Origin of the sequence: Phaeovibrio sulfidiphilus (genome assembly GCF_014861485.1) — a bacterium.
GTDB classification, from domain to species: Bacteria; Pseudomonadota; Alphaproteobacteria; order Rhodospirillales; family Rhodospirillaceae; genus Phaeovibrio; species Phaeovibrio sulfidiphilus.
In genome coordinates this window covers 95,812-120,149 of the sequence record NZ_JACZHT010000005.1, presented here as the reverse complement: position 1 = coordinate 120,149, position 24,338 = coordinate 95,812, and the positions used below count along the sequence as shown (strand labels likewise).

General features: G+C 64.3%; 10 protein-coding genes and 1 riboswitch. Of the genes, 6 read left to right on the top strand and 4 right to left on the bottom strand.

The genetic code is table 11. The features are described 5' to 3' along the window. Positions 1-74 precede the first annotated feature (74 nt). Complete coding sequence (locus IHV25_RS07710) at positions 75-941, bottom strand: hypothetical protein (RefSeq protein ID WP_192534541.1); 867 nt, start codon at positions 939-941, stop codon at positions 75-77. Positions 942-1,111: 170 nt separating this feature from the next. Here IHV25_RS07710 and cobS point away from each other — a divergent pair, with 170 nt between their 5' ends. Further along, positions 1,112-2,101 carry a cobaltochelatase subunit CobS gene (cobS, locus tag IHV25_RS07705; protein WP_192534540.1) on the top strand — a complete coding sequence of 330 codons (990 nt, stop codon included), beginning with the start codon at positions 1,112-1,114 and terminating at the stop codon, positions 2,099-2,101. Positions 2,102-2,107: 6 nt separating this feature from the next. Further along, the gene (locus tag IHV25_RS07700) at positions 2,108-4,024 is read left to right on the top strand and encodes a cobaltochelatase CobT-related protein (protein WP_192534539.1); all 1,917 of its coding nucleotides are present in this window, start codon (positions 2,108-2,110) and stop codon (positions 4,022-4,024) included. A gap of 906 nt (positions 4,025-4,930) precedes the next feature. On the opposite strand, the gene IHV25_RS07695 is transcribed toward IHV25_RS07700, so the two are convergent. Together IHV25_RS07695 and IHV25_RS07690 are read right to left on the bottom strand one after the other, a co-directional pair. Next, the gene (locus IHV25_RS07695; protein ID WP_192534538.1) at positions 4,931-10,960 is read right to left on the bottom strand and encodes an autotransporter outer membrane beta-barrel domain-containing protein; all 6,030 of its coding nucleotides are present in this window, start codon (positions 10,958-10,960) and stop codon (positions 4,931-4,933) included. 653 nt (positions 10,961-11,613) lie between these two features. Further along, on the bottom strand, positions 11,614-17,007 hold the full coding sequence (locus IHV25_RS07690; RefSeq protein WP_192534537.1) for an autotransporter domain-containing protein: 5,394 nt from the start codon (positions 17,005-17,007) through the stop codon (positions 11,614-11,616). Between the two features lie 456 nt (positions 17,008-17,463). On the opposite strand from IHV25_RS07690, the gene groES reads away from it, so the two are divergent. Continuing rightward, positions 17,464-17,751 carry a co-chaperone GroES gene (gene groES / locus IHV25_RS07685; RefSeq protein WP_192534536.1) on the top strand — a complete coding sequence of 96 codons (288 nt, stop codon included), beginning with the start codon at positions 17,464-17,466 and terminating at the stop codon, positions 17,749-17,751. A gap of 62 nt (positions 17,752-17,813) precedes the next feature. Beyond that, entirely contained in the window at positions 17,814-19,460 is a 1,647-nt protein-coding gene (groL, locus tag IHV25_RS07680) for a chaperonin GroEL (protein ID WP_192534535.1), read from the top strand. A 487-nt stretch (positions 19,461-19,947) separates the two neighbouring features. Here the strand turns inward: groL and hemN are convergent, their stop codons facing one another. Next, a complete protein-coding gene (gene hemN / locus IHV25_RS07675) occupies positions 19,948-21,345 on the bottom strand; it encodes an oxygen-independent coproporphyrinogen III oxidase (RefSeq protein ID WP_192534534.1) in 1,398 nt (465 codons plus the stop codon). A 262-nt stretch (positions 21,346-21,607) separates the two neighbouring features. Here hemN and IHV25_RS07670 point away from each other — a divergent pair, with 262 nt between their 5' ends. Continuing rightward, on the top strand, positions 21,608-22,399 hold the full coding sequence (locus IHV25_RS07670) for a hydroxypyruvate isomerase family protein (RefSeq protein WP_192534533.1): 792 nt from the start codon (positions 21,608-21,610) through the stop codon (positions 22,397-22,399). 52 nt (positions 22,400-22,451) lie between these two features. Further along, positions 22,452-22,559, top strand: a riboswitch (TPP riboswitch). Between the two features lie 203 nt (positions 22,560-22,762). Then, positions 22,763-24,037, top strand: coding sequence for a phosphomethylpyrimidine synthase ThiC (thiC, locus tag IHV25_RS07665; RefSeq protein ID WP_192534532.1), 1,275 nt, complete (start codon positions 22,763-22,765; stop codon positions 24,035-24,037). The last annotated feature ends 301 nt before the right edge of the window (positions 24,038-24,338 follow it).

Below are 24,338 nucleotides of genomic sequence, written 5' to 3'. Positions count from 1 at the left end.
TGCCCAGGACCGCCCCGCCCGGACACAACGGAGGCCGCCTCAAAACGACGCGACCGCGCCCGGACACCGCGGCTCTAGGACACCGCCTCGCTGCGGGCCAGGGGAACCCGGGAGGCCAGCGGCCCCTGCGGGCTGTCCGGCCCCGCTGCCGGATCCACCGCCGGAACGCCCTCAACCGGGGCCAGGCCCTGGGCACTCTGGCGTTCCTTCATGCGGGTGTGCAGAAGGTGAAGGATGTTGGTCAGCAGGAAGATGACCCGCTCATAGGGGCTTTCCCCGATGATCTCCTTCAGCAGGCGGTTCTCGTCATAGGTATCGAGAAGGCGCATCATCTGCTCATAGCGCGTCAGAAAGGACTGGAGCGCCACCGTGGACTGGGGGTCGGCAATCAGCCGGTCGGACACGATGGTGCGAAAGCCCTGCCCCGTCAGCTCGGCGCTGGCCATGAAGGTCGCGGGGATCGCCCAGGGGTTCCCGGCAGCGGTCATGCCCCAGAGGGTCTCCATCTCGCCCTGCCCCACCATGCCGATCCGCTCCATGATCACGGCGAGCTGGGCGTTCATGTCCTTGATGATCAGGTCCACGACGTCGCGCTCGGCCCGGCGCTGGCTCTCCTGCTGGCTGCGCAGGATGACCCGGCCCAGGGCCTCGGTGTCCTCGAGCGTGCGGGTCGAGAGGTGGGCGAGGGTCGCGAACTGGCGCCTCATGGACACCAGGTTCCAGACAACAAAACCGCACAACACCCCAAGCCACAGCAGCAGCAGGGGGATCAGTGTGATCAGCGACGCCTTGACCAGAAAGTCCGCGCCCAGGTACCCGTCACTGATCGCATACAGCGTCACGGGAACCAGCACCAGCCAGCCCGCGGTCACCGTCCCGGCCAGGGCCAGGACCACAGCCGTAAGAAGCCCGCCGGGGGTCTCTTTTCTCCGTCTTGCCATACTCTTCGCTTCCGTAATGCGGGGCACAGTCTCGCGTCCGGGCAGTATGCACGTTTTCCGGCGCTGGTAAAAGCCGTAGCATTCCCCCGGGATCTCATTTCGGCGTAGACCCGCCGAGGGGGGAAGGCTAAACTTCCTCTCCTTTTTTTTGCCCCTGCCGAGGACTGCACATGGCCGTATCCGAAACGCCCCTGGACAAACCCGATACCTCTGTCAGCGTGCGCGATGTCTTTGGCATCGACATCGACATGACGGTGCCGGCTTTCACCGACGCAACCGAGCACGTGCCCGATCCGGACCCTGCCTACCGCTTTGATCCGGACACGACCCTCGCGATCCTCGCCGGGTTTGCCTACAACCGCCGGGTCATGATCCAGGGCTACCACGGCACCGGCAAGTCCACCCACGTGGAGCAGGTGGCCTCGCGGCTGAACTGGCCGTGCATCCGGGTCAACCTGGACAGCCATGTCAGTCGAATCGACCTTGTGGGCAAGGACGCCATCGTCCTGCGCGACGGACAGCAGGTGACCGAGTTCCGGGAGGGGATCCTCCCCTGGTGCCTCCAGCGCCCGGTGGCCCTGGTGTTCGACGAGTACGACGCCGGACGGCCCGACGTGATGTTCGTGATCCAGCGCGTCCTCGAGGTCGAGGGACGCCTGACCCTTCTGGACCAGAGCCGGGTCATCCGCCCTCACCCGTTCTTCCGGCTGTTTGCCACCACCAACACCATCGGCCTGGGGGATACCACCGGGCTGTACCACGGAACCCAGCAGATCAACCAGGGCCAGATGGACCGCTGGAACATCGTGGTGAACCTGAACTACCTGGACCACGAGACCGAGATGAAGATCGCGCTCGCCCGCCACCCGGGCTACGACACGCCCCAGGGCCGGGATGTGCTGTCGCGCATGGTGAAGGTTGCCGAGCTGAGCCGGGCAGGCTTCATGGGCGGCGACATCTCGACGGTCATGTCCCCGCGCACCGTGCTGACCTGGGCCGAGAACGCCGAGATCTTCCAGAACGTGGGCATGGCCTTCCGCCTGACGTTCCTCAACAAGTGCGACGAGGCGGAGCGCACCATCGTGGCCGAGTACTACCAGCGCTGTTTCGGTGAGGAGCTGCCCGAGGGACTGGCCGCGCGGGCCGTCCAGGCGGGTTAAGGCGCCATGCACCCTCCAGGCAAGGCGCGCACCGACACGGAACGGGCCGCCGAAACGCTGAAAAGCGCCACGACCGCCGTGCTGAAGGCGGTGTCCGGGCATCCGGAAGTGACGGTCGTGTACACACCCGGGCAGGCCGTCCTGTCCGGAACCAGCGCCCGCCTGCCCCAGCCGGGGCGCGCGCTCTCGCCGGCGCAGGTCGCGAAGCTCAGGGGCACGGCCGACGCCATCGCCCTGAAGCTGCGCTACCACGACCCCCTGGTAAACGCCCGCTATGAGCCGGACACCGCTCCCGCCCGCGCCCTGTACACGGCGCTGGAGCAGGCGCGCTACGAGTCCGTGGGCGCCGGCGCCTACGTGGGGGCCGGAAAGAACATCGGCCTCGCCATCGAGGACCGCCTCCAGTCCGAGGGCTTTGCCACCGTGGAATCGGCGGAACAGGCCGAGGCCGGCGAGCTTGTCCGGCTTCTGGCCCTGGAGGGGTTCGGCACCGTCCCCCTTGGCACGCTGGGCGAGAAGGGGGCAGCCCTGGGGCGCCAGAACCTGCCCCCCGACGTGGCGGACGCGCTCGACGACCTGTTCAGCAACCGGGACGACCAGACCGGCTTCGCCCGCAGCACCCGGGTTCTTCTGGAGCGCATGGGGCTGGAGGATTTTGACGATCCGGACGAGGAAAAGACCGACGACCCCTCCAGCGGGGACGACAGCCCCGAGCCGGAGGACGAGGACACCCCCTCTGACCCGGATGCTCCGGACTCCGCCACCCCCGAGGGCGTGGACTCCCCCGGCGACATGGGGGACACCTGCTACGAGCCCGGCGAGACCGAAGCCCCCGGCGAGGAAACCTCCGGCGAGAGCGGCGAGGAGCAGGAGGCGCCCGCAACCCAGGGCGACGCCCCCTCGTTCGATGACAGCGCGGTCGAGGCCCCCGCCCCCGTGAACGGTCCGGACGGGGTCTACCGCATCTACACCACCCGCTTCGACGAGGAGGTCGAGGCCCACGACCTGTGCACCCCCGACGAGCTGGAGCGCCTGCGCGCCCAGCTTGACCAGCAGCTTCTGCCGCTCCAAGGCGTGGTGTCCCGCCTTGCCAACCGGCTCCAGCGCCGCCTGATGGCGCAGCAGGTCCGGGCCTGGGAGTTCGACCTCGAGGAAGGGGAGCTGGACACGGGCCGCCTTGCGCGCATTGTGGCCAACCCGACCCACGGGCTCTCGTTCCGCCGCGAGAAGGAAACCGACTTCCGCGACACGGTCGTGACCCTGCTCCTGGACAACTCGGGCTCCATGCGCGGACGGCCCATTGCCGTCACCGCCATCTGTGCCGACATCCTGGCCCGCACCCTGGAGCGCTGCGGCGTGAAGGTCGAGATCCTGGGTTTCACCACCAGCGCCTGGAAGGGCGGCCAGTCCCGCGAACTGTGGCGGACCTCCGGCGAGCCCGCCAACCCGGGACGCCTGAACGACCTGCGCCACATCATCTACAAGAGCGCGGACCAGCCCTGGCGGCGGGCCAAGAAGAACCTGGGGCTCATGCTCAAGGAAGGCCTGCTCAAGGAGAACATCGACGGCGAGGCGCTCATCTGGGCCCACCGGCGCCTCTCCCTGCGCCCCGAGGCCCGGCGCATCCTGATGGTCATCTCGGACGGGGCTCCGGTGGACGACTCCACCCTGTCCGCCAACACGGGGAACCTGCTGGAAAACCACCTGCGCGCGGTGATCGAACGGGTCGAAACCGCAAGCCCGGTCCGGCTGACCGCCATCGGGATCGGGCACGACGTGACCCGCTACTACCAGCGCGCCGTCACCCTCAACGATCCCGAGGAACTGGGCAGCACCATCATGCGCCAGGTCCTGGAGCTCTTCTCCGAGGACAACCCGAGGGACCGCCGCCGCCTGTCCGACCCGACCCGCCTGCTGTTCTAGGCCCGGAAGGACCGAAGCACCGAACCGGCCGCCGCACCCGCCTGCCGCATCTGATGCAGGACGGGGCGGCAACAGGGGACAGCAGCACGGGAAGGCACGCGAAGACAGCCGCCCCCCTCCCTCATGCAGACCTCACCCCATTCCGCACCCCGCCCCTCCCTTTGAGGCGATGGTTATTGACGGCTCCGTATACTTTGGCGCCAGGCGTGCGGTGCCGGTTTTTCGCTCCGCGAAGCTGGCTCGCCCACAACCACTCCTGCGGGCATTCAGTGTATAAATCGCGGACATACAGAAAACTCAATGTTACGATCAGACTACCCTTCCTGTTATGGAGTCACTGAGATGCGTGATGCCGTGGAAATCCTTGATCTCGACGGTAAAAAAGAGTTGGCGACAGAGTTAGCCCCTACCCTTTCTGAATTAGCGAAAAGCAACCCCACTGCCACACTAATATCAATGGTTGGAGTTGCCACTATGTATATAGTATACCTCATGGAAAAGAGTAAAAATTAGTCACCTAGAGACTTGCGAGGCACGAAGAGTCAACCCTGACGTGCCAGCATCAATATGCAATTATAGATTTTATCGGACACCTCTAAAGACAGGCAATACGGCTAGTGTTATCGGCCTACAGCACCTAGCTCGTAACCGCAGATCGAATCACCTTACGCCAGCTGGTGGTGAGGTTTGCGGTCAAGGGACTGTGACCTGAGGCCTCCTCAGAACAGGATGGGCTGAGCAGCCACCGGTTCCCGCCCATTCGCACCCGCTCCCCGACCGCCAGATACCAGAAAGCCCTGCCGGGCTCCTGCCGACAGGGCTTTCGCAGGAAGCGCCCCGACCCCAACCCTCACACTGCGTCGCAGGGTGCGTGCCGGGGCCGGTTCGGTCCGGGCGTTCGCTGTCCTACCAGCGATACGTCACGCGGGCGCGGCCGCCGTGGGAGGTGGTGTGGGCACCATACGCCCCGTCGTACATCACCGTCAGCCCCCAGGTGTCGTCCAGGCGGACCTCGGCGCCAACACCCACCACAGCCGCATCCCGGTCCGCCGGTGTGCCTCGCACAAGGAAGTCATCCGACCCCGCAAGGAACGCCATCCGGCTGTTGGTGTCGATGTCGCCGTAGACATGCTCCCAGCCCAGGTCCAGTTTCAGGACCGCGTTCTCATGCACACGGGCGTCCATCCGCACACCCACCGTGGTGACTCCCGTGTGGCTGGCCTGGCTGTGCCCGCGCAGGCCCGCAACACCGCCGCTCTCCGAGAAGCCTTCGGTATAACCCATAGCCCACGAGCCTCCGGCAAAGGGCTCCACCATCAGGGCGTCGGTGGCCTGGATCCGCCAGGCGGCCTCACCCACAACCTGGAACACGTTCGCCCCGTAGTCCGCCTTCAGGCGCTCTCCGAGAGCGGTGCGCCGGCTGTCGATGCCGTGGCGGGTGTAAACGCCCCCCAGGGTCGTGCGCAGCGAGCCCGTGCCCACGTCCCAGACCTTGCCGCCGTAGGCCCCGCCCGAGAACGAGTGGATGTCGGCCTTGAACAGGCGGTCGGACACCCGGAAATCCCGGTAGCCGTAGCGGAACAGGCCGCCCGCGAACCAGCCGTCCTCGAAGCTGAAGGTCGCCCCGGCCCGGACGCCCACCCCGCTGGCGGTGGAGCGGGCCGCATTGCCGTCCCCGTCCCAGGTGTTGTGAACACCCGAGACCTGGGCCCAGACCCGGTGGTTCTTGCGCAGGCCCGTGGCGGGGTCGACCTCAACCGGACCCCGCGACGCCACCTCGAGGCGGCCCCCGCCCGGCATCCCGTCCACGGACGGTGCCATGTCGGACAGGGTGTTCATCAGGGTGCGGCTGAGCTCCAGGGCGCCGTGGCGGATCATGTGGCCCACGTTGGCATACCCGTCGCCGGAGAACAGGTCCAGAAGCCGGATCCCCTCGCTGCGCGAGGCGTTGATCATGGCGTCCTGCACCGGGCCGGGCGCCATGGTGCCGATGGCTTCGGCTGTGGCGATCTCGTTCGGGGTCAGGCCCTCCCAGGGAGACGGCGGCACGGGGCCAGGGCCGGGCCCCGGACCGGGACCAGGGCCGGGACCGGGTCCGGGCTTCGGCCCCTGGTAGGTGGCCCGCAGGCCGATGGCCGCAGCGTCCTCGCCGTCGGCAACCACCTTGCCATTGGCGTCAAGGCGCACCTGGTCCAGGCTCAGGAACGGCAGGTCCGCCGCCTTGTCCAGGATCGAGAACGTGCCCACGACTTTCCGGCTGTCCTCCCGGGCCACCAGGACCGTGTAGATCTTTTCCGACGCCCAGCCGCTTCCGATGGCCTTCACCACCTTCAGGGTCGAGCCGTCCGGGACGCTCACATCACCCGTGCGGACCTCCAGCAGGTCGCTGCGATCCGCCGTGACCCGGACCTGGAGCGTGAACGTCTTGTCGTCTGTGTTGAAGCCATTGACCGAGAGGGTGCCGACCGTGTCCTCTGCGCCCGGAGCCACGGTGGTGCCGCTGTTGCCCAGCGTCAGGATACCCTCGGTTTCCAAGGTGCCGCCCCATTTGAAGGCGCCGCCCAGCGTGCCCCCGTTCAGGACGAGGCCGCCCGTGGCTCCGGTCTGGTCGCCGGAGAGGACCAGCGTGCCCGCTCCGTCTTTCGCGAAGGTTCCGACACCGGTCAGGGGATTTCCGTAGCCGAAGGTCTTGCCGGTACCGATATCAAAGACAAACGTGCCCCGGTTGGCAATCTTGCCCTCGATGGCGCCACCCTTCACGGTCATCTTCGCACCGGTGTCGATGTCATAGCCGTTGGCGAAGTTCAGCTTCACGCTCTCCTCGAAGGTGGCGTCCGCGGTCCCCGTCAGCTCCATTTTCCGGGTGGCCGGGGTGTAGTTGGTCGGCCCGCCTGTGGTCGAGACGATCTCGCCGCCCTTGAACGTAAAGGTGCCGCCGGTGATCTCCATGCCGGCCACCTCCACGCCGCCCGCGTTGACGTTGACGTCGCCGACATTGTCCCTGGTGAACACGACCGCGTCACCCGGGAGAAACTGGGTGAGGTTGGTGTTCGGGAGCTTCCATTTTTGTTCTGCGGTAATGTTCCAGTCGTCGCCGGTGTTTCCGACCCAGGTCAGCTTCCGGTTGACGGTTCCCCCCCTGACGGTCAGCATCTGGACCTTCTTGTCATCACTCAGCCTGCCCTCCAGGACCTTGCCCAACTCCGTCTTGTCAAACGCCTCTCCCCGGTACGTCAGCGTGATCTTGTCCGTCAGAACCACGCCCGCGTCCAGGAGCCAGTACTCGGTGCCCGCAACATTCTTGAACGACCGGATATCGAGCGTGACCGTCTCGCCCGCCGCAGTTGGCAGAACCACGTTTTCAGCCCGCAGGGTAAGAACAGAAGTTTTCTCCCGGGTGGCGTCCAGGTTGAAGCTCAGGGTGGAGCCCGCGGCCAGGGTAATGGTCCCGCCCGTCCCTGTATCGGGGTTGAGGCCACCGTTCCCGGCCAGAATTTTGTGGCTGTCACCCGCGAGGGAAAGGATGGCCGGGGCCTCCAGGGTGAAGGCAGACTTCAGGCCCCGGAGATCGACGGTTGTGCCGCCTGCGGTGTCGGTCGCAAAGGCCAGCTCCCCGCGTTTGACCTGGAAATCCGTCCGGCTGTCCGCGTTGTCATCCGCAGTGAAGACGTTCCCGCCCCCAAGCTCCCAGGTGCTGGTAACGTCCTTGATTATGGTGATGCCCCGCCCGTCGGATGCGTTGCCGCCCATGGGATCGGACTTCATGTCAACCGTGCCGGCGCCCCCAACCTTAAGGACGGCATCAAAATTTTCGCCCCCCAACGTCTTGCTCACGAGATAAATCGAGTTCGCCTTACCCCCGGCCGTGTTGCCGCTGAAGCGGATGGTCTTTTCAGCAGTCTCGGGGGCCAGGGTTGTCATGCCCCCAAGGCTGTAGAGAGCACCGCCCTCTTTTGTGGCCCTGTTGTTCAGGAACTCCGTGGCCCCATAGATCCGGAGAGTCCCCCCGCGGTTGTAGATGGCACCTCCGGCCCCACCGCCGCCACCACTCTCGGCAAGGTTGAGTTCGAAGGCTGTCAAACCGGAAAATTCTATCGTGCCGGTCTCGTTGTTGTACACAGCCCCACCCTGAGCGAGGCCTGTGTCGCTTTCGACCCTGTTGTCCTTGAATGTGACGGGTCCGCTGAACGTTACTTTGCCGCGGTGGTTACATAGCCCACCGCCATAAGCACTTCCTTGCGCACCTGTGTTCTTCGCGACGTTCCCCTCGAAGTGGGCCGTCTTGGCAAACTTCAGTGGGCCCTTGTTTGAAACGGCACCTCCGAACGCCGCGCTCTGATCTCCGGTGGCAAGCGCTTTATTTTCGAGAAAGGTCGCCCCCATCTCGAAGTTCATCGATCCACTCTGGTCGTTTATCACAGTGGAAAAACTCTCGACCGCACCACCGTGCACCTCTTTTCCTGTGCCGCGACTTGTTGCCGTGTTGAGCTCGAAATTCGCATCGCCGGAAAACGTGACAGCATTTCGGGAGACATGCATCGCACCCCCGTAAGCCGAGCCTTCGGCGCTTTCAACCGAGTTGTCTGTGAAGGACGCGTTTCCGAGGAAATCCACCTTGCCATAAACGGTTCGCGAGGTCAGCCCCCCATACTCCGACGCCCTGATCGCACCACCCGAGGCCACCTTATCTGTCCCCGAACTGGTAGCCCGATTTCCCTTGAACGTGACACCGCCCCCGAGGGTCAACACGCCCCCCCTGTTGTAGATGGCGCCTCCCGATCCGGCCTGCCCATTGGCCGTATTGCCTTCAAAAGAACCACCATTCTCCAGGGTAATGGTGCTGGCAAGTCCGCTCTCAGTCTGAGCACCTGTGTCATTTGTGCTGTAAATCGCCCCACCAGAGGCTACCTCTCCACCCTCAGCCCGGTTTTTATCGAAGGTGGCGAAGCCGGAAATAATCACCTTTCCTTCAGACGAGTTGTCAATTGCCCCGCCGCGTGATCCAGAGACTCTGGCTTCTGCTGTGTTCTGCTGAAACAACACGTCTCCGCCGATATTCAGGGTAGCCCTGTTGTTGGCGATTGCACCACCCCGAGCGTTGTCCCCGGAAGCCCCGTTTTCGATAAACTGCCCCCCCTGGGCCAAAGTAAATACCGCAGGGTTCGTGCCGCTGCCGGTAGAGAAGAGGCTGTCAACCGCTCCCCCGACAGCTGTTGCCCCGGCGAAAGTTGACGAAGCTTTGTTCCCCTTAAAGGTGGCAACACCCGAAATGGTGGTCGAACCCGACCAGTTGTAGACTCCACCGCCGAGCCCATCTGCGGTGTTCGCGATGAAGGAAACGTCTTTGTCAAAGACAAGAGACCCACCAAAATTGTTGACTGCGCCGCCCGGTCCGCTTCCATTACCCGGATCGTCCATACGTGTGGTCATGTTTCCAGTAAACGTAGCCTTGTCTTTAAAGGTAATGTCGCCACCGAAGTTGATAATCGCACCGCCCCCGTAGCTTCCGCCCCCCCCGGTGAATTCGGCTCTGTTCCGGTCGAACTCGACCGCCTGCTGAAAGATCATTGTGGCGCCCGTGTTGTTGAGCACGGCGCCACCATGGGCACTGCTGCCTGTGCCGGACGCTCTGGCCACGTTGTCTGAGAACGTGGGAGAACCTGAGAACGTTATCTTGCCGGGGGTCTCGGAGCCTTTTGAATCGTTGGCGACAGCCCCTCCCCCCGCGAAGGCCCCTCCGGAAGCGATTGCCGTATTGCCTGTAAAGGTCGAGGTGCCGCCGAGCGACAGAACACCGGACGTCCCGTTATAAATCGCTCCGCCATAGGAGAGCTTGGCTTTCCCTCCGGCTTCCGTCGTGTTCATCGTGAAGGTCGACGGGCCGGCCAGGCCGATGGTGCCAGAGTTGTAAATCGCACCCCCCCTGGACGTTCCAAGAGTGCTCATGGCCTTGTTTTTGTTAAAGGTCGCCTCGAAAAAGGTTACCGTACTGTCTTTGCCGGCAAAAAGGGCGCCCCCAAGAGCCTGCGACTTTTCCTTGTCGCTGCTTGCGCTGTTGTCCTCAAAATTCGCGGGGCCAAAAAACTCCGCCACCCCCCAGGAGGCAACCGCGCCCCCATAGGCCCCCTCGTCGGAGTCGCTGCCCGAAGACGTGCTTTGCGCTGCGTTGCCAGTGAAATCGATGGGGCCGGAGACGGTCATGGAGCCAACACTGTAAACAGCCCCACCCCAAGCGCTTCCGTTGCTGTTCGTACTTTCGACTCTATTGAACGTTAATGATGGCTGTGCGTTGAGATTTAACTGTCCACCGGGCGCGTTATAGATCGCTCCTCCCAGGGCTTTTCCCCCCTGCCCCGTGTTAAGAGCCGCGTTTGCGGAAAGCGATATCTGGCCACGGAGCCAGAGGCTCCCGCGGTTTGCAAGTGCTCCACCGACGGCCTCGGTGGTCCCCCCCCCACTTTCGACTGAGTTTTTCTCAAACACCCAGGTCCCCAGAAGTCTCAGAGCTCCTCTGTTTTCGACCGCCCCCCCCGAGACCGAGCTGGAGTCAAGCAAGGTGTTGTTCCGGACCAGCACGCTTCTTTGGGGGTCTATATTCAGCTCCGCTTTCTGGTCCGCGTCCACCCTCAAACGCTGGCTCGCGCCCCCGCCCGCCCCATCAAGCTCCATATCGTTGGAGATGGTGACTTTTCCGCCCTGGCCGTCAAAACTAAGGTAAGACAATCCGCCATTGAACCCCGCAGCCATGAGCTCGTCCCATGTCACCTCACCGTCAACGGTACAGGTGCCGGAAGCGCAGGTGTACCCGGCGGCAGACGCCTGACCGGCACCTGTGACGCTCAGCGCCAGAGCCAGAGCCACACCGGACAGGGCAAGACCGTCGCGACGGGAAAAAGGGGTGGAGAAAGGGGTGAGGTTACGGAACCGCGGTGACATGAAGATGCTCCCAGAGAAAGGCTGGCTGGCACGCACGCAACCGTAAGCCCCAAAGAGCAAAGAAAACAAGTATGCGTGAAATAAAAAACGGGGAAATTTGAAAATAAAAAATGATCGTGCCCTTTTGACAACCACGAGTTTTCTGTTAAAACCCCCTCAATAATCCACCGTCAGTCGGTGTTGTTTAAAAGTGCAGCAGCTTTTTGTTGATTAACACCAAATATACCACAAACACCACACCACTCGGGTGCAGCGGATTTCATTCCTTCTGGATCGGAAACGCCTGCCACGGAGGGCCGTGAGGTGACGTGACCCCAAGTAAACACTCCCGCATTTTGACACTGTTCCGTCAGGCTGACTGAAACGCCCCAGACTCCCCGATCCAATCTGACGCCTGGCGCTTCAGTCCTGCTGGCACGGCAAGAGGAATGGGCCACCAACACAAAAGCCCCGCCTTTAAGGGCGGGGCTTTGGCGGGTGCAAGGCCGGAGGGAAGGACGCCCCGGAGCCGGAACGGGGACGACGCGGATCAGCACGCCCGGGCCGGGGGGAAGATGTTCCGGCCCACTGGCCCGCCATCGACTGCTGAGGGCCAGTGACCGGTCCGGGCCAGAGTCCGGGTGTGCTGGCGTCAGGCCCGGGCGTTCGCTGTCCTACCAGCGGTACGTCATACGGGCGCGGCCGCCGTGGGAGGTGGTGTGGGCACCATACGCCCCGTCGTACATCACGGTCAGCCCCCAGGTGTCGTCCAGGCGCACCTCGGCGCCCACGCCCACAACGGCCGCATCCCGGTCCGCCGGCGTGCCCCGCACGAGGAAGTCATCCGACCCCGCAAGGAACATCATACGGCTGGCGGTGTCGATGTCGCCGTAAACGTGCTCCCAGCCCAGGTCCAGCTTCAGGACCGCGTTCTCGTGCACCCGGGCGTCCATGCGCACACCCAGAGAGGACACGCCCGTGTGGCTCGCCTGGCTGTGCCCCCGCAGGCCCGCAACACCGCCGCTTTCCGAGAAGCCTTCGGTATAGCCCATAGCCCACGAGCCTCCGGCAAAGGGTTCCACCATCAGGGCATCGGTGGCCTGGACCCGCCAGGCGGCCTCGCCCACAACCTGGAACCCGTTGGCCCCGTAGTCCGCCTTCAGGCGCTCGCCCAGCGCGGTGCGCCGGCTGTCGATGCCGTGGCGGGTGTAGACGCCCCCCAGGGTCGTGCGCAGGAAGCCCGTGCCCACATCCCAGACCTTGCCGCCGTAAGCCCCGCCCGAGAACGAGTGGATGTCGGCCTTGAACAGGCGGTCCGACACCCGGAAATCCCGGTAGCCGTAGCGGAACAGGCCGCCTGCAAACCAGCCGTCCCCGAGGCCAAACGAGGCCCCCGCCGTGACCCCCACGCCGCTGGCGGTGGAGCGGGCCGCATTGCCGTCCCCGTCCCAGGTGTCCCGGGCACCCGAGACCTGGGCCCAGACCCGGTGGTCCTTGCGCAGGCCCGTGGCGGGGTCGACCTCAACCGGACCCCGCGACGCCACCTCGAGACGGCCCCCGCCCGGCATCCCGTCCACGGATGGCGCCATGTCGGACAGGGTGTTCATCAGGGTGCGGGACAGTTCCTGCGCCCCGTGGCGGATCATGTGGCCCACGTTGGCGTGGCTGTCGCCGGAGAAGAGGTCCAGAAGGCGCAGGCCCTCGCCGCGCGAGGCGTTGATCATGGCGTTCTGGACCGGACCCGGAGCCATGGTGCCGATGGCACGGGCGGTGGCAATCTGGTTCGGTGAGGCGTTCGTCCAGGGGGACGGAGGCACGGGACCGGGCCCCGGACCGGGACCAGGGCCAGGGCCGGGTTTGGGATCGGGCCCCGGACCGGGGTCTGGGCCGGGATCGGGCCCCTTGTAAGTCGCCCGAAGGCCAATAGCGGATACGTCCGCGTTGCCCTCAACCGGTTTCCCGCCCGCACCCAGGCGCACCTGGTCCAGACTCAGGAATGGCAGGTCCGCCGCCTTGTCCAGGATCGAGAACCTGCCCTCCACTTTTCCGTCCGGATCCAGGGCTGCCAGAACCGTGTATATTTTTTCTACCTCCCAGCCGCTTCCGATGGCCTTCACCACCTTCAGGGTGGACACCTGGGGCAGAACAACGGTGCCGTTCTGCACGTCCAGACGGTCACTGGCCTCCCGAGTAACGCGAACTCGGAGGGTGAAGGCCTTGTCGCCCGGATCGAAGGAACCGACGGACATCGTGCCAACGTCATCCGCATCCCCCGGCGCCAAAACGGTGCCGCTGTTGCCCAGCTTCAGGCTGCCACCCCATGTGAAGGCGCCGCCCAGGGTGCCCCCGTTCAGAGTGAGGGGACCGGTCGCCGCAGAGTGGTTTCCGGACAGCAGGACGGTTCCGGCACCGTTCTTGAAAACCTTGCCGCCGCCGGAGAGGGTGTCGGTGTAACGGAGCGTCGCATCAGGCCCGGTATCGAAAACGAACTCACCGCTGTTAACGATATTGCCCGTGAGAACCGTGCCCCTCACGGTCATTTTCGCGTTATCGCCTATGCTGTATCCTTCGGCGAAGCTCAGCTTCACGCTCTCCTCGAAGGTGGCGTCGGCCGTTCCGCTCAGCTCCATTTTCCGGGTGGCCGGGGTGTAGTTGGTCTCCTTGTCCGCCGCCGAGACAATCTCGCCCCCCTTGAACGTAAAAGTGCCGCCGGTGATCTCCATGCCGGCGACCACCACGCCACCGGCGTTGACGTTGACAGCGCCCTGTTTGGCCTCCGTGAACACGACCGCGTCCCCGTGAGCGAACTGCGTTTTGGTCGTGTCGGGGAGCACCCATTTATTCTGGACCTTGATGTTCCAGGGATCCTCGTCGTCGCCAACCCAGGTCAGTTTGTCGTTCTTCACCACCTGCTGGACGGTCAGCATCTGAACCGTATCGTCTTCCGCCAGCGAGCCCACAAGCGCGGAGCCGAAGCGGGTATTGGCAAAGTCCTCGCCCCGATAGATCAGCTTCACCTTGTCGGTGAGTTTCACTCCGGCGTCCAGCAGCGCGTATTTGGTACCCACGACGTTTCGGAATGTCAGGATGTCGAGAATTACGGGCCCCTCTCCGCCTGCCGGCAGGGTCGTGGTTCCTGCCCGCAGGGTGAGAACCTTTTCTCCGGATGGAACATCGAGAAGGTCATAGCTGAGTTTCGCTCCGGCCTTCAGATTGATGGTGCCGCCGGTCATGGTTCCGCCGGTCCCGGCATTTCCGGCCAGAATTTTGTGGCCGCTCCCCTCAAGATACAGCACGGCAGGGGAAACCAGGGTGAAGGACGAGCCCGCGCCCTGAAGGTCGATTTTCGTACCGGCCACAAAGGCAAGCGTCCCGTCATTGACCGAAAACTCGGTTTTGCTGCCGGCGTTGCCATCGCTGGTGAACAGGTTCTGGCCCCCCAGCCACCAGGTCGAGCCGGCACCGTCCTTGATGATGGTAATGGCCTGATTGTCCGCGGCCCTTCCCCCCATCGGATCCGTGCGCATGTCCACCGTACCCGTGCCCGAGACACCAACCTTCAGGGTTGGGCTGTATTTATTGCTAAATATATCTTCAAGGCTCTCCAGATAGACAGAACTTGAACGCCCGCTGGCCGTATTGCCACTGAAGAGGACCGTCTTGCCCGCGCCCGGGTCCAGAACAAGTGTTCCACCGCGGATGGAGATGGCGCCTCCGTAGGCTTCGCCCGAGGTGCTTGTGGCCGTATTGTCCTTGAAGGTGGCGTCGCCCGACAGGGTCACCGCGAGCTCGGGGATCCTGCTAGTGATAGAAATTGCGCCACCATACGCTGTTCCTGACGTGCTTGTGGCCGTATTCTTCTCGAAGGCGGCCCTTCCAGACAGGCTCACGTTGGTAAGATAAGCCTCAACTGCGCCTCCAAAAGCGTCGCCAGTCTCGCTTTGGGCCCGGTTCCCGCTGAAGGTGGCGTCCCCTTGCAGCTTCGTCGTCACATAGGCGCCGTAAGCACTTATCGCGCCGCCGCTCACCTTGCCGCTCTTGCTTTCGGCTGCGTTCCCGCTGAAGATGGCGCCGCCCAAAAAGGTCAGCTTACCGCCGCTGTTATCCAGCGCACCACCACAGGCCCTGCCGCTGTCGCTTTGGGCCGTGTTCCCGATGAAGGTTGTGGTCCCGTAAAAAGTCATCGGATCCGCAGTAAAAATTGCTCCGCCATAAGAATCGTCGCTCGTTCCGAGGGCCGTGTTCCCGATGAACGTGGCAGCCTTTTCAAAAATCAGCGTGCCCGCGTTATAAATCGCACCCCCATAGGCCGCCTTGCCATGGGCTTTGTTCTCGAGGAAGGTGGCATCACCCGAGAAGGTCACCTTACCCCAGTTATAAACCGCCCCACCGGAGGCATCTCTTGACATCGCGACAGCCGTGTTCTTCTGGAAGAGGGCGGCGCCCTTGAAGGTCGTCGCGCTGCCTGTGACGTTCGATTGACGAAGCGCACCAGCAGCAGCCCAAAATTTCTCGCTTTGGACCGTATTTTCGATGAACGTGGCGTCACGCTCGAAGGTCAACATCCACTCGTTATAAATAGCACCGCTAAAGACCCGGTAATCCCCGGATGTGACTGAGTTCTTCTTGAACACCGCAAAACCAGAAAATGTCATCTCCCCGTAGTTTGCAATCGCAGCAGTCGAAGCGCTGCCCCTGTCAGCGCTGGCCGAGTTCTCGACAAAGACGGCGTCGCCAGAAAAAGTCATCTTGCCAACACTAAAAATTGCAGCAGATCCAGCCCCTCCGCTATCGCTTGTTGCCGTGTTCCCGATGAAGGTGGCCGTGCGCTCGAAGGTCACGGAACCACCTTCGTTACGAATAGCGCCACCACCGGCGCTGCCTGACGTGCTGTAAACCTTATTTTCCCGGAAGGTGGCGTCCCCAGAAACCGTCAGCGTTCCGCCGCTATCGATGTAAATTCCGCCGCCCCGGGCGAAGCTGTCAACGCTATAAGCCGTGTTTCCGACAAAGAGGGCGTCTCCATAAATGCTCACCCTGGCATTTGTACCTTTGTTATAAATCGCGCCGCCATAGGCGCCATAACTTCTGTTTTTTTCGCTTTTGGACACGTTCCCCGTGAACGTCGCATCGCCAGAAATCGTGACCGTACCCTCCGCATTGTGGATCCCACCGCCCAACGCGTTATGTTCATCACTTGAGGCCGTGTTCTTCTCAAAAACGGCATTTCCAGAAATCACCACCTCATTACCACCATTATAGATCGCGCCACCCCAGGACCAGGTGCCTATGCTTGAAGCCCTGTTCTCTTTGAAGGTGGCGTTGCCCGAAATCGTCACCGCCCCCGTCCGAATATAAATTGCCCCGCCATAGGCACCATTGGTCACGCTCGTGGCCGCGTTTCCGCTGAAGGTCGCATCACCCAAAAACACTACCGTACCCGAGTGGTTATAGAGAGCACCGCCATCGGTCCATCCGCGCGTGGTTGTTGCCGTATTCCCGCTGAAGATGGTGTCGCCCAAAAAGGTCAGCGTCCCCGTATTGTGAATTGCGCCACCCAAGGCATACTTGCTTGTGCTTGTGGCCGTGTTCCCGGAGAAGGTGGTATTGCCCGAAAAGGTCAGCGTCCCCGCATTGGAAATCGCGCCGCCTTCGGCGTTGGTGGTGTTGCTTTCGTGTGTATTGTCCGCAATCGTCAGTGTCCCGCCGCCGGCAACAGAAAGCGTCGCGGTGACACCCTCCCCCACGACCAGACGCTGATCCGGGGTGCCGGATGATGCGGAAAGAACCGTATCCTTGGAAAACGTCACCTTTCCTTCCTGCCCCTCAAACTTCAGATCCTGAAGTTTGCCGCTGAACTCCGAATCGGCGACAAGATCATCCCAGGCCACCTCGCCCGTAACGGTACAAACACCCCCGCTACATTGGTAGGGCTCCGCCGCCCGCGCCTGCCCGGCTCCCGTGACGCCCAGCGCCAGGGCCAGTGCCACACCGGAAAGCGCCGCACCACGACGCCCGGAAACGAAAAACACGCGGCAGTCACAGTTGCCCGCGATATCCTTTGACATACGCACCCCCCAAAGCCATTGGCCGACGGCCACAAAACACAGGCAACCATAGCGGAATGTAATAACGCGATCAAAACCTAAAGACGAATACACTGGGCGCGCTGTAGAAAAAACGAAGGAGCGATGCAAAAATACATCCACCCAGTAACTGTATTTATGACTGATCCCGGTTCAGGGACCGTTTCTTCATACCCTCACCACCTGCCCCAGCGCCCGCCTGACGGGCACGGCGACCGCCCCTCGCGCGGGCACGCTCCCGCCCGGCCTCGGTTTTTCAGGCTCCAAAATTTTCGCGAAAACTTTTCCCGAGCCTTGACACCCGCCAGGCTCCGTTCTATCTGTGACCTATCTTTGGCACTCACCATGACAGAGTGCTAACAAAAGTTCCCCATCAGGCGGGGCACCCGCTCCCCTGACTGTTCTCTTTTGATACGGAAACCCACGGAGGCTTCATCAATGAATTTCCGTCCTTTGCATGATCGCGTTCTCGTCGAGCGCCTCGAAGGCGAAGAGAAGACCGCTGGCGGCATCATCATCCCCGACACCGCCAAGGAAAAGCCCATGGAGGGCAAGGTGATCGCGGTTGGCTCCGGCGTGCGCGGAGAAGACGGCAAGCTCGTTGCTCTTGACGTCAAGCCCGGAGACCGGATCCTGTTCGGCAAGTGGTCCGGCACCGAGGTCAAGCTCGACGGCAAGGAATACCTCATCATGAAGGAATCCGACATCATGGGGATCGTGGGCTGATCCCGGCTCCCTCCCCCTGACTTTCCGTTCGAATTCCCGTTTCCGAGAGGAAGATAGAAGACATGAGCGCTAAAGACGTTAAATTCTCCACCGACGCCCGTGACCGCCTGCTGCGCGGCGTGGACATCCTGGCCAACGCCGTCAAGGTGACCCAGGGCCCCAAGGGTCGCAACGTCGTCATCGACAAGAGCTTCGGCGCCCCGCGCATCACCAAGGACGGTGTGTCGGTTGCCAAGGAAATCACGCTCAAGGACAAGTTCGAGAACATGGGCGCCCAGATGGTCAAGGAAGTTGCTTCCAAGACCGCTGACATCGCGGGCGACGGCACCACCACCGCCACCGTTCTGGCCCAGGCCATCGTCCGCGAGGGCGTGAAGGCCGTTGCCGCCGGCATGAACCCGATGGACCTGAAGCGCGGCATTGACCTCGCGGTGTCCAAGGTTGTCGAGGACGTGCAGTCCCGCTCCAAGAAGATCAAGACCAGCGACGAAGTCGCCCAGGTCGGCACGATCTCCGCGAACGGCGACAAGGAAGTCGGCCAGATCATCGCCACCGCGATGGAGAAGGTCGGCAACGAGGGCGTCATCACCGTCGAGGAGGCCAAGGGTCTCGACACGGAGATGGAAGTCGTCGAGGGCATGCAGTTCGACCGCGGCTACCTGTCGCCGTACTTCGTGACCAACCCCGAGAAGATGATTGCCGAGCTCGAGGATCCGTTCATCCTGCTCTTCGAGAAGAAGCTCTCCGGCCTGCAGCCGCTGCTGCCGGTTCTCGAGGCGGTTGTCCAGTCCGGCCGTCCGCTGTTCATCATCGCCGAGGACGTCGAGGGCGAGGCCCTGGCCACCCTGGTCGTCAACCGTCTGCGTGGTGGCCTGAAGGTCGCTGCCGCGAAGGCTCCGGGCTTCGGTGACCGCCGCAAGGCCATGCTGGAAGACATCGCCATCCTCACGGGTGCGCAGGTCATCAGCGAAGACCTGGGCATCAAGCTCGAGAACGTCACGGTCGAGATGCTGGGCACCGCCAAGCGCATCACCCTGACCAAGGACGACACCACCATCGTTGACGGCGCCGGCGAGAAGGCCCGCATCGAGGCCCGCTGCACCCAGATCCGCGCGCAGATCGAGGAGACCTCCTCGGACTACGACCGCGAGAAGCTCCAGGAGCGTCTTGCGAAGCTCGCGGGCGGCGTTGCGGTCATCAAGGTCGGTGGCGCAACCGAGGTCGAGGTGAAGGAGAAGAAGGACCGCGTGGACGACGCCATGAACGCGACCCGCGCTGCGGTCGAGGAAGGCGTGGTTGCCGGTGGCGGTGTCGCCCTCCTGCACTCGACGAAGGTTCTTGCCAACCTGCGTGGCGACAACGACGACCAGAACGTCGGCATCTCCATCGTGCGCAAGGCCATCCAGGCTCCGGCTCGCCAGATCGCGGACAACGCGGGCTCTGACGGTGCGGTGGTCGCGGGCAAGCTGCTCGAGAGCGATGACCCGAACTTCGGCTTCAACGCCCAGACCGGCGAGTACACCGACCTGGTCAAGGCCGGCGTGATCGACCCGACCAAGGTGGTGCGTGCGGCTCTCCAGGCGGCTGCCTCCATCGCGGGCCTCCTGATCACCACGGAAGCCATGATCGCCGAGATCCCCGAGCGCAAGGACCCGATGCCGGGTGCTGACATGGGCGGAATGGGTGGCATGGGCGGCATGGGCTTCTAAGTCCACTGTCCCTGCGATCAACGCAAAAGAGGGCGGCTCCTTCGGGGGCCGCCTTTCTTTTTGCCTCAGTGCTTCTTTCCCGCCCCCTCCATGCCCCCTCCCCGTCCCCCACGCTTACCGGGCAGAGGCCCGATCCCGTGAGCGTGCCCGACTCTCCACGCTGACCCCCTCTTTTCTGGAGCGTGCCCACCCGGGCAACGCCTCCCCTGAACCCGGCCCGGCGTCGTGCGCTGCCGCACAGAGCCCCTTGAGCGGGCCCCCTGCACCCCGGAAGGGAAACGGCCCGCCGACCATCGGGCGACCGGCCGGCACACCCGTGTATCCACCCGGGCCACCTTTTCCTGAGCCGGCTGGTGCTGGAACCGGATCCGGCCCCCGGCACACTCCGGGCACAAAAAAGGCGCCGGATCCAGGATCCGGCGCCTGCGTTCTGTTCACGGGGACCTGGCCCCTCCCCTCCCGAAAAGAACGGGAGACCGGCGGCCGGTCAGACCGCGCGGGAGTGGCGGGTCTCGCCCGGCTTCAGGTACTGGTCAAACTTGGCACACACAGCGCGCACCAGGGTGCGGCCCAGATCGGTGATCTGGATCACCTGTCCGTCGCGCGCCACCACACCGTCAGCCTCCAGATCGTCCATCTGGGCCAGCTCCGGCGCGAAGTAGTCGGCCGGGCGATTGTAGGCGGCGGCAATCTCGCCCAGGTCGGCCTTCAGGTCACACATCAGGCGCTCGATCACGTCCCGGCGCAGACGGTCCTCGTCGGTCAGGGCGACGCCCCGGCGCGTGGCCAGCTTGCCCTCGGAGATGATGGACTTGTAGGTGTCGATATCCAGCTCGTTGGCCACGTAGCCCTGGGGCAGGTAGCCAATGCCGGAGGCCCCCATTCCAATGAGAGCCGGGGCCGTGTCCGTGGTGTAGCCCTGGAAGTTCCGGTGCAGCTTGCCCTCCTTGAGAGCAATGGCCATCTCGTCGTCCGGAGCGGCAAAGTGGTCGAGACCAATCTGCACGTAGCCCAGTCTAGCGAAGTTGGCGGTGGCGCTCAGGTACTGGTCCCAGCGCTCGGCGGCGCCGGGCAGGGCATTCTCGTCGATGGCCTTCATGTTGGCCTTGACCCAGGGCACGTGCGCGTAGCCGAACAGGGACACCCGCGCCGGCTTCAGCGCCATGACCTTGTCCATGGTGCCGAGCATGGACTCGGTGGTCTGGTGCGGCAGGCCGTACATCAGGTCCATGTTGATGTCGGTGATGCCGTGCTTGTGCAGCCAGTTGAAGGCGTTCTCAACGGTTTCCATGGGCTGGATCCGGTTGATGGACTTCTGCACCACGTCCGCCATGTCCTGGACGCCCAGGGAGGCGCGGGTGAAGCCCGCCTTCGCCATGGCGATCACGTACTCCTCGGTCGCGGTGCGCGGGTCCATCTCGAGGGCGATTTCCGCATCATCCGCGACGTTGAAATGCTTGCGCAGGTGGTCGGTGGTGTGCTTCAGCTCGTCGCCGGTCAGGAGGGTCGGGCTGCCGCCGCCAAAGTGGATGTGGGTGATCCGCAGGGGGGACGAGGCGGTGCGGGAGATCAGTTCCGCTTCCTTGAGAAGGACTTCCAGGTAATCGGCCACGGGCTCGTGACGCTTGGAGACCCGGGCATGGCAGCCGCAGAAGAAGCACATCTCGGCGCAGTAGGCGATGTGGAGATAGAGGGACGCGGGAGTATTCTCGGGAAGCTCTGAAAGCCAGGTCGCGTACTGGTCCGGGTCGATACCGGGGTGGAAATGCGGAGCCGTGGGGTAGGAGGTATAGCGGGGCAGGCGAAGATCATACTTGTCTGCCAGTTGACGCACGCGGGCGGCGTCGATGGTCAAGGGATGAACGCTAGAGCACTCGCCAGACATCGGCTCTCTCCTGTCGGGGCAATGGAAGGTGGCTTTTCCCATAGCCTTTTGCGCACGCTTTGTCCAGAATTACCGCGTTTTCATGTTCGCGAAACCCTCCCGCAACGGGGCTCCCGCTAACGGGTCTCCCCCGGGCGCGCCGGGCCTGGCGCCGGGCCCGGCACCACACCCGGCCCCACCCTTCCGGGGCGAGTTCCGCAGACAGATCCGCAGACAGACACGCAACACACCGACCAGGTCAACATACCGGAGAGCCGCACCCATGCCCCGTTTCAGTGCCAACCTTGCACGCCTTTTCACCGAACACCCCCTGGACGCCCGGATCGACGCGGCACGGGCCTGTGGCTTCGGGGGCGTGGAGATTCCCCTGCCCTACATCTGGAAGCCCGAGGTCATCGGCGACCGGCTGGCCATGGCAGATGTGGAGCTCGTGTGCTTCAGCGCGCCCCCCGGGGACTGGGCTGCGGGGGAGCGGGGCCTTGCCGCCCTGCCCGGCCGGGAGAGCGAGTTCCGGGACTCGATCGAGGTGGCCCTGGAGTACGCGGACCTGTGCGACTGCACCCGTCTTCTGGTTCCCGCCGGCATCGTGGCGGACGAGGCCCAGTGGCCCGAGGCCCTCGACACCTATATCGCCAACCTGTCCTGGGCGGCGGAGCGCTGCTCGGAGGACAACGTTCGGGTTCTGATCGAGCCGAAGAACACCCGCGAGAACCCGGGCTATTTCCTGTCCCGGCCGGACGATGCGGTCCGCGTTCTCGAGGACGTGGACGATGACAATCTCTGCCTGTGCTACAACATGTACCACGCCCAGATCATCCAGGGCGGCCTGTCGGACTTTATCGAGGAGAACCTCGAGTTCCTGGGTCACGTGCGGGTTGCGGGCGTGCCCCTGGGCGACGAGCCGGACCGCAACGGCGAGATCAACTGGCCGTTCCTGTTCACGCTGCTGGATGCCCACGGCTATCCGGGCTGGGTGGGCTGCGACTACACGCCGAGGGCCGGCACCGTTCCGGGCCTGAGGTGGGGCGCGGACTTCGGGCTGGGGGAGCGCTGAGAGCGCCCCCACCAAAGCGATTTACTTTTGCCCCGGACGCACTACAGTGGGCGGCATAACTAAGGGGGGTCCGTGAATCGGGCTGAGAGTGGGAATTGTTCCCAGACCCTTTGAACCTGACGCAGCTCATACTGCCGTAGGGATAGTTCCTCACCAGCCTGCTGGTGACAGGCCGCCTCCGGGCCGCCGGACCGTGCATCCGTTCCTGCTTCCCACGTCCGCCCTGTGCGGCGCCGGGAGGCCGTGCGGGCGCTTGCGTGTCCGGTGTCCGAAGACTGCGCCTGCCAGGCCCCGACCCGGGTCCGGCGGGCTCGCCGGCGGCGACTTTTCCTCTGTGTGCGCGCGTCCTGAAAAGGATGCATCATGACTCTTTTTTCCAAGAACCCTGCCCTGTCCGCCCTGTTCGCCAAACATGGCGAGGCCCTGTGCCGCTCCGAGGGCCTGTCGCCCGACACCGTGCGCGAGCACATCAACCGGGGCACCATGGTCCTTCTGGGCAACCCGGCCCATCCCGGGGTCCGGCCCGTGCTTGTGGGCCAGCCGTCCCGCATCAAGGTCAACGCCAACATCGGAACCTCGCCCCTGCGCAACGACGCGGGCGCGGAGATGGCAAAGCTGGCCGCCGCCCTGGAGGCGGGCGCCGATACGGTCATGGACCTGTCCATCGCCGGGGATCTGGACGCCATCCGCTCCCGGATGCTGGCCGAGTGCCCGGCTCCCGTCGGCACCGTTCCGCTGTATGCCGCAGCCCAGGGCTACATCAGCGCGGACCGCGACCCGTCCGCCCTGACCACCGAAGACATCCTGGGGGAAATCCGCAAGCAGGCGGCCCAGGGCGTGGACTTCATGACCGTTCACTGCGGCCTGACCGCCCGCGCCGCCGCATGGGCCACGGACGAGGGCAGCCGGGTGCTGGGCATTGTGTCGCGGGGCGGGTCCATCCTCGCGCGCTGGATCCGGGTCTCGGGTCAGGAGAACCCCTTCCTGACCCACTTTGACGCCATTGTGTCCATCGCCCGCGAGTACAACGTGACCCTGTCCCTGGGCGACGGCCTGCGCCCGGGTGCCGGATCCGACGCCGGGGACGCGGCCCAGTGGGACGAGGTCATCATGCTGGGCCAGCTGGCCCGCCGGGCCCGGGAGCAGGGTGTCCAGTGCCTGATCGAGGGACCGGGCCACGTTCGCCTGCACGAGGTCGAGACCCAGATCCGGGGGATCAAGACCCTGTGCAACGGGGCGCCGCTCTATGTGCTTGGCCCTCTGGTGATCGACTCCTGCCCCGGGTACGACCACATCGCGGGCGCCATCGGGGCCGCCGCCGCGGTGCGGGCGGGGGCGGACTTCCTGTGCTACCTGACCCCGGCGGAGCACCTGACCCTTCCGGACCTGGAGGATGTCCGCGCGGGCGTCATGGCGTCGCGGATTGCCGCCCAGGCCGGCGAGGTGGCCCTGGGCCGGGCGCACGCGCTGGAGCGGGAGGCCTCCATGTCGGTGGCCCGGGCTGCCCTTGACTGGCCGGGCATGCAGGACGCGGCCCTGGACCCGGGCGTGTTCTGCGCCAAGCGGGCGGAGCACGCCAACGAAGACGTCTGCGCCATGTGCGGAGACTACTGCGCCGTGCGGATGCTCCAAGACTGATCCGCCCGCGCCGGAGGATCGGAAGGAAACCCGGGAGAACGGAAGGGGGTGGAGGGACGCCGGGACACGCCGGGCGCCCTCCGCCCCGCACCCGCCAGGCGTCCCCGCCCCTCCCACCCGGGGCCGCCTCTCCCACCCGGGCCCGCCCCTCCCGCCAGGCGTCCCCACCCCCCGAAACGACGCGCGCAGCTCCAATGAGGCGCGACGCGCCACACCCACGAAAAAGCCCCCGGCTGCACAGGCGGCCGGGGGCTCGGGTGTCGCGTTTTGTCATGGTCCCTGACGGAGCGGTCCGTCAGGA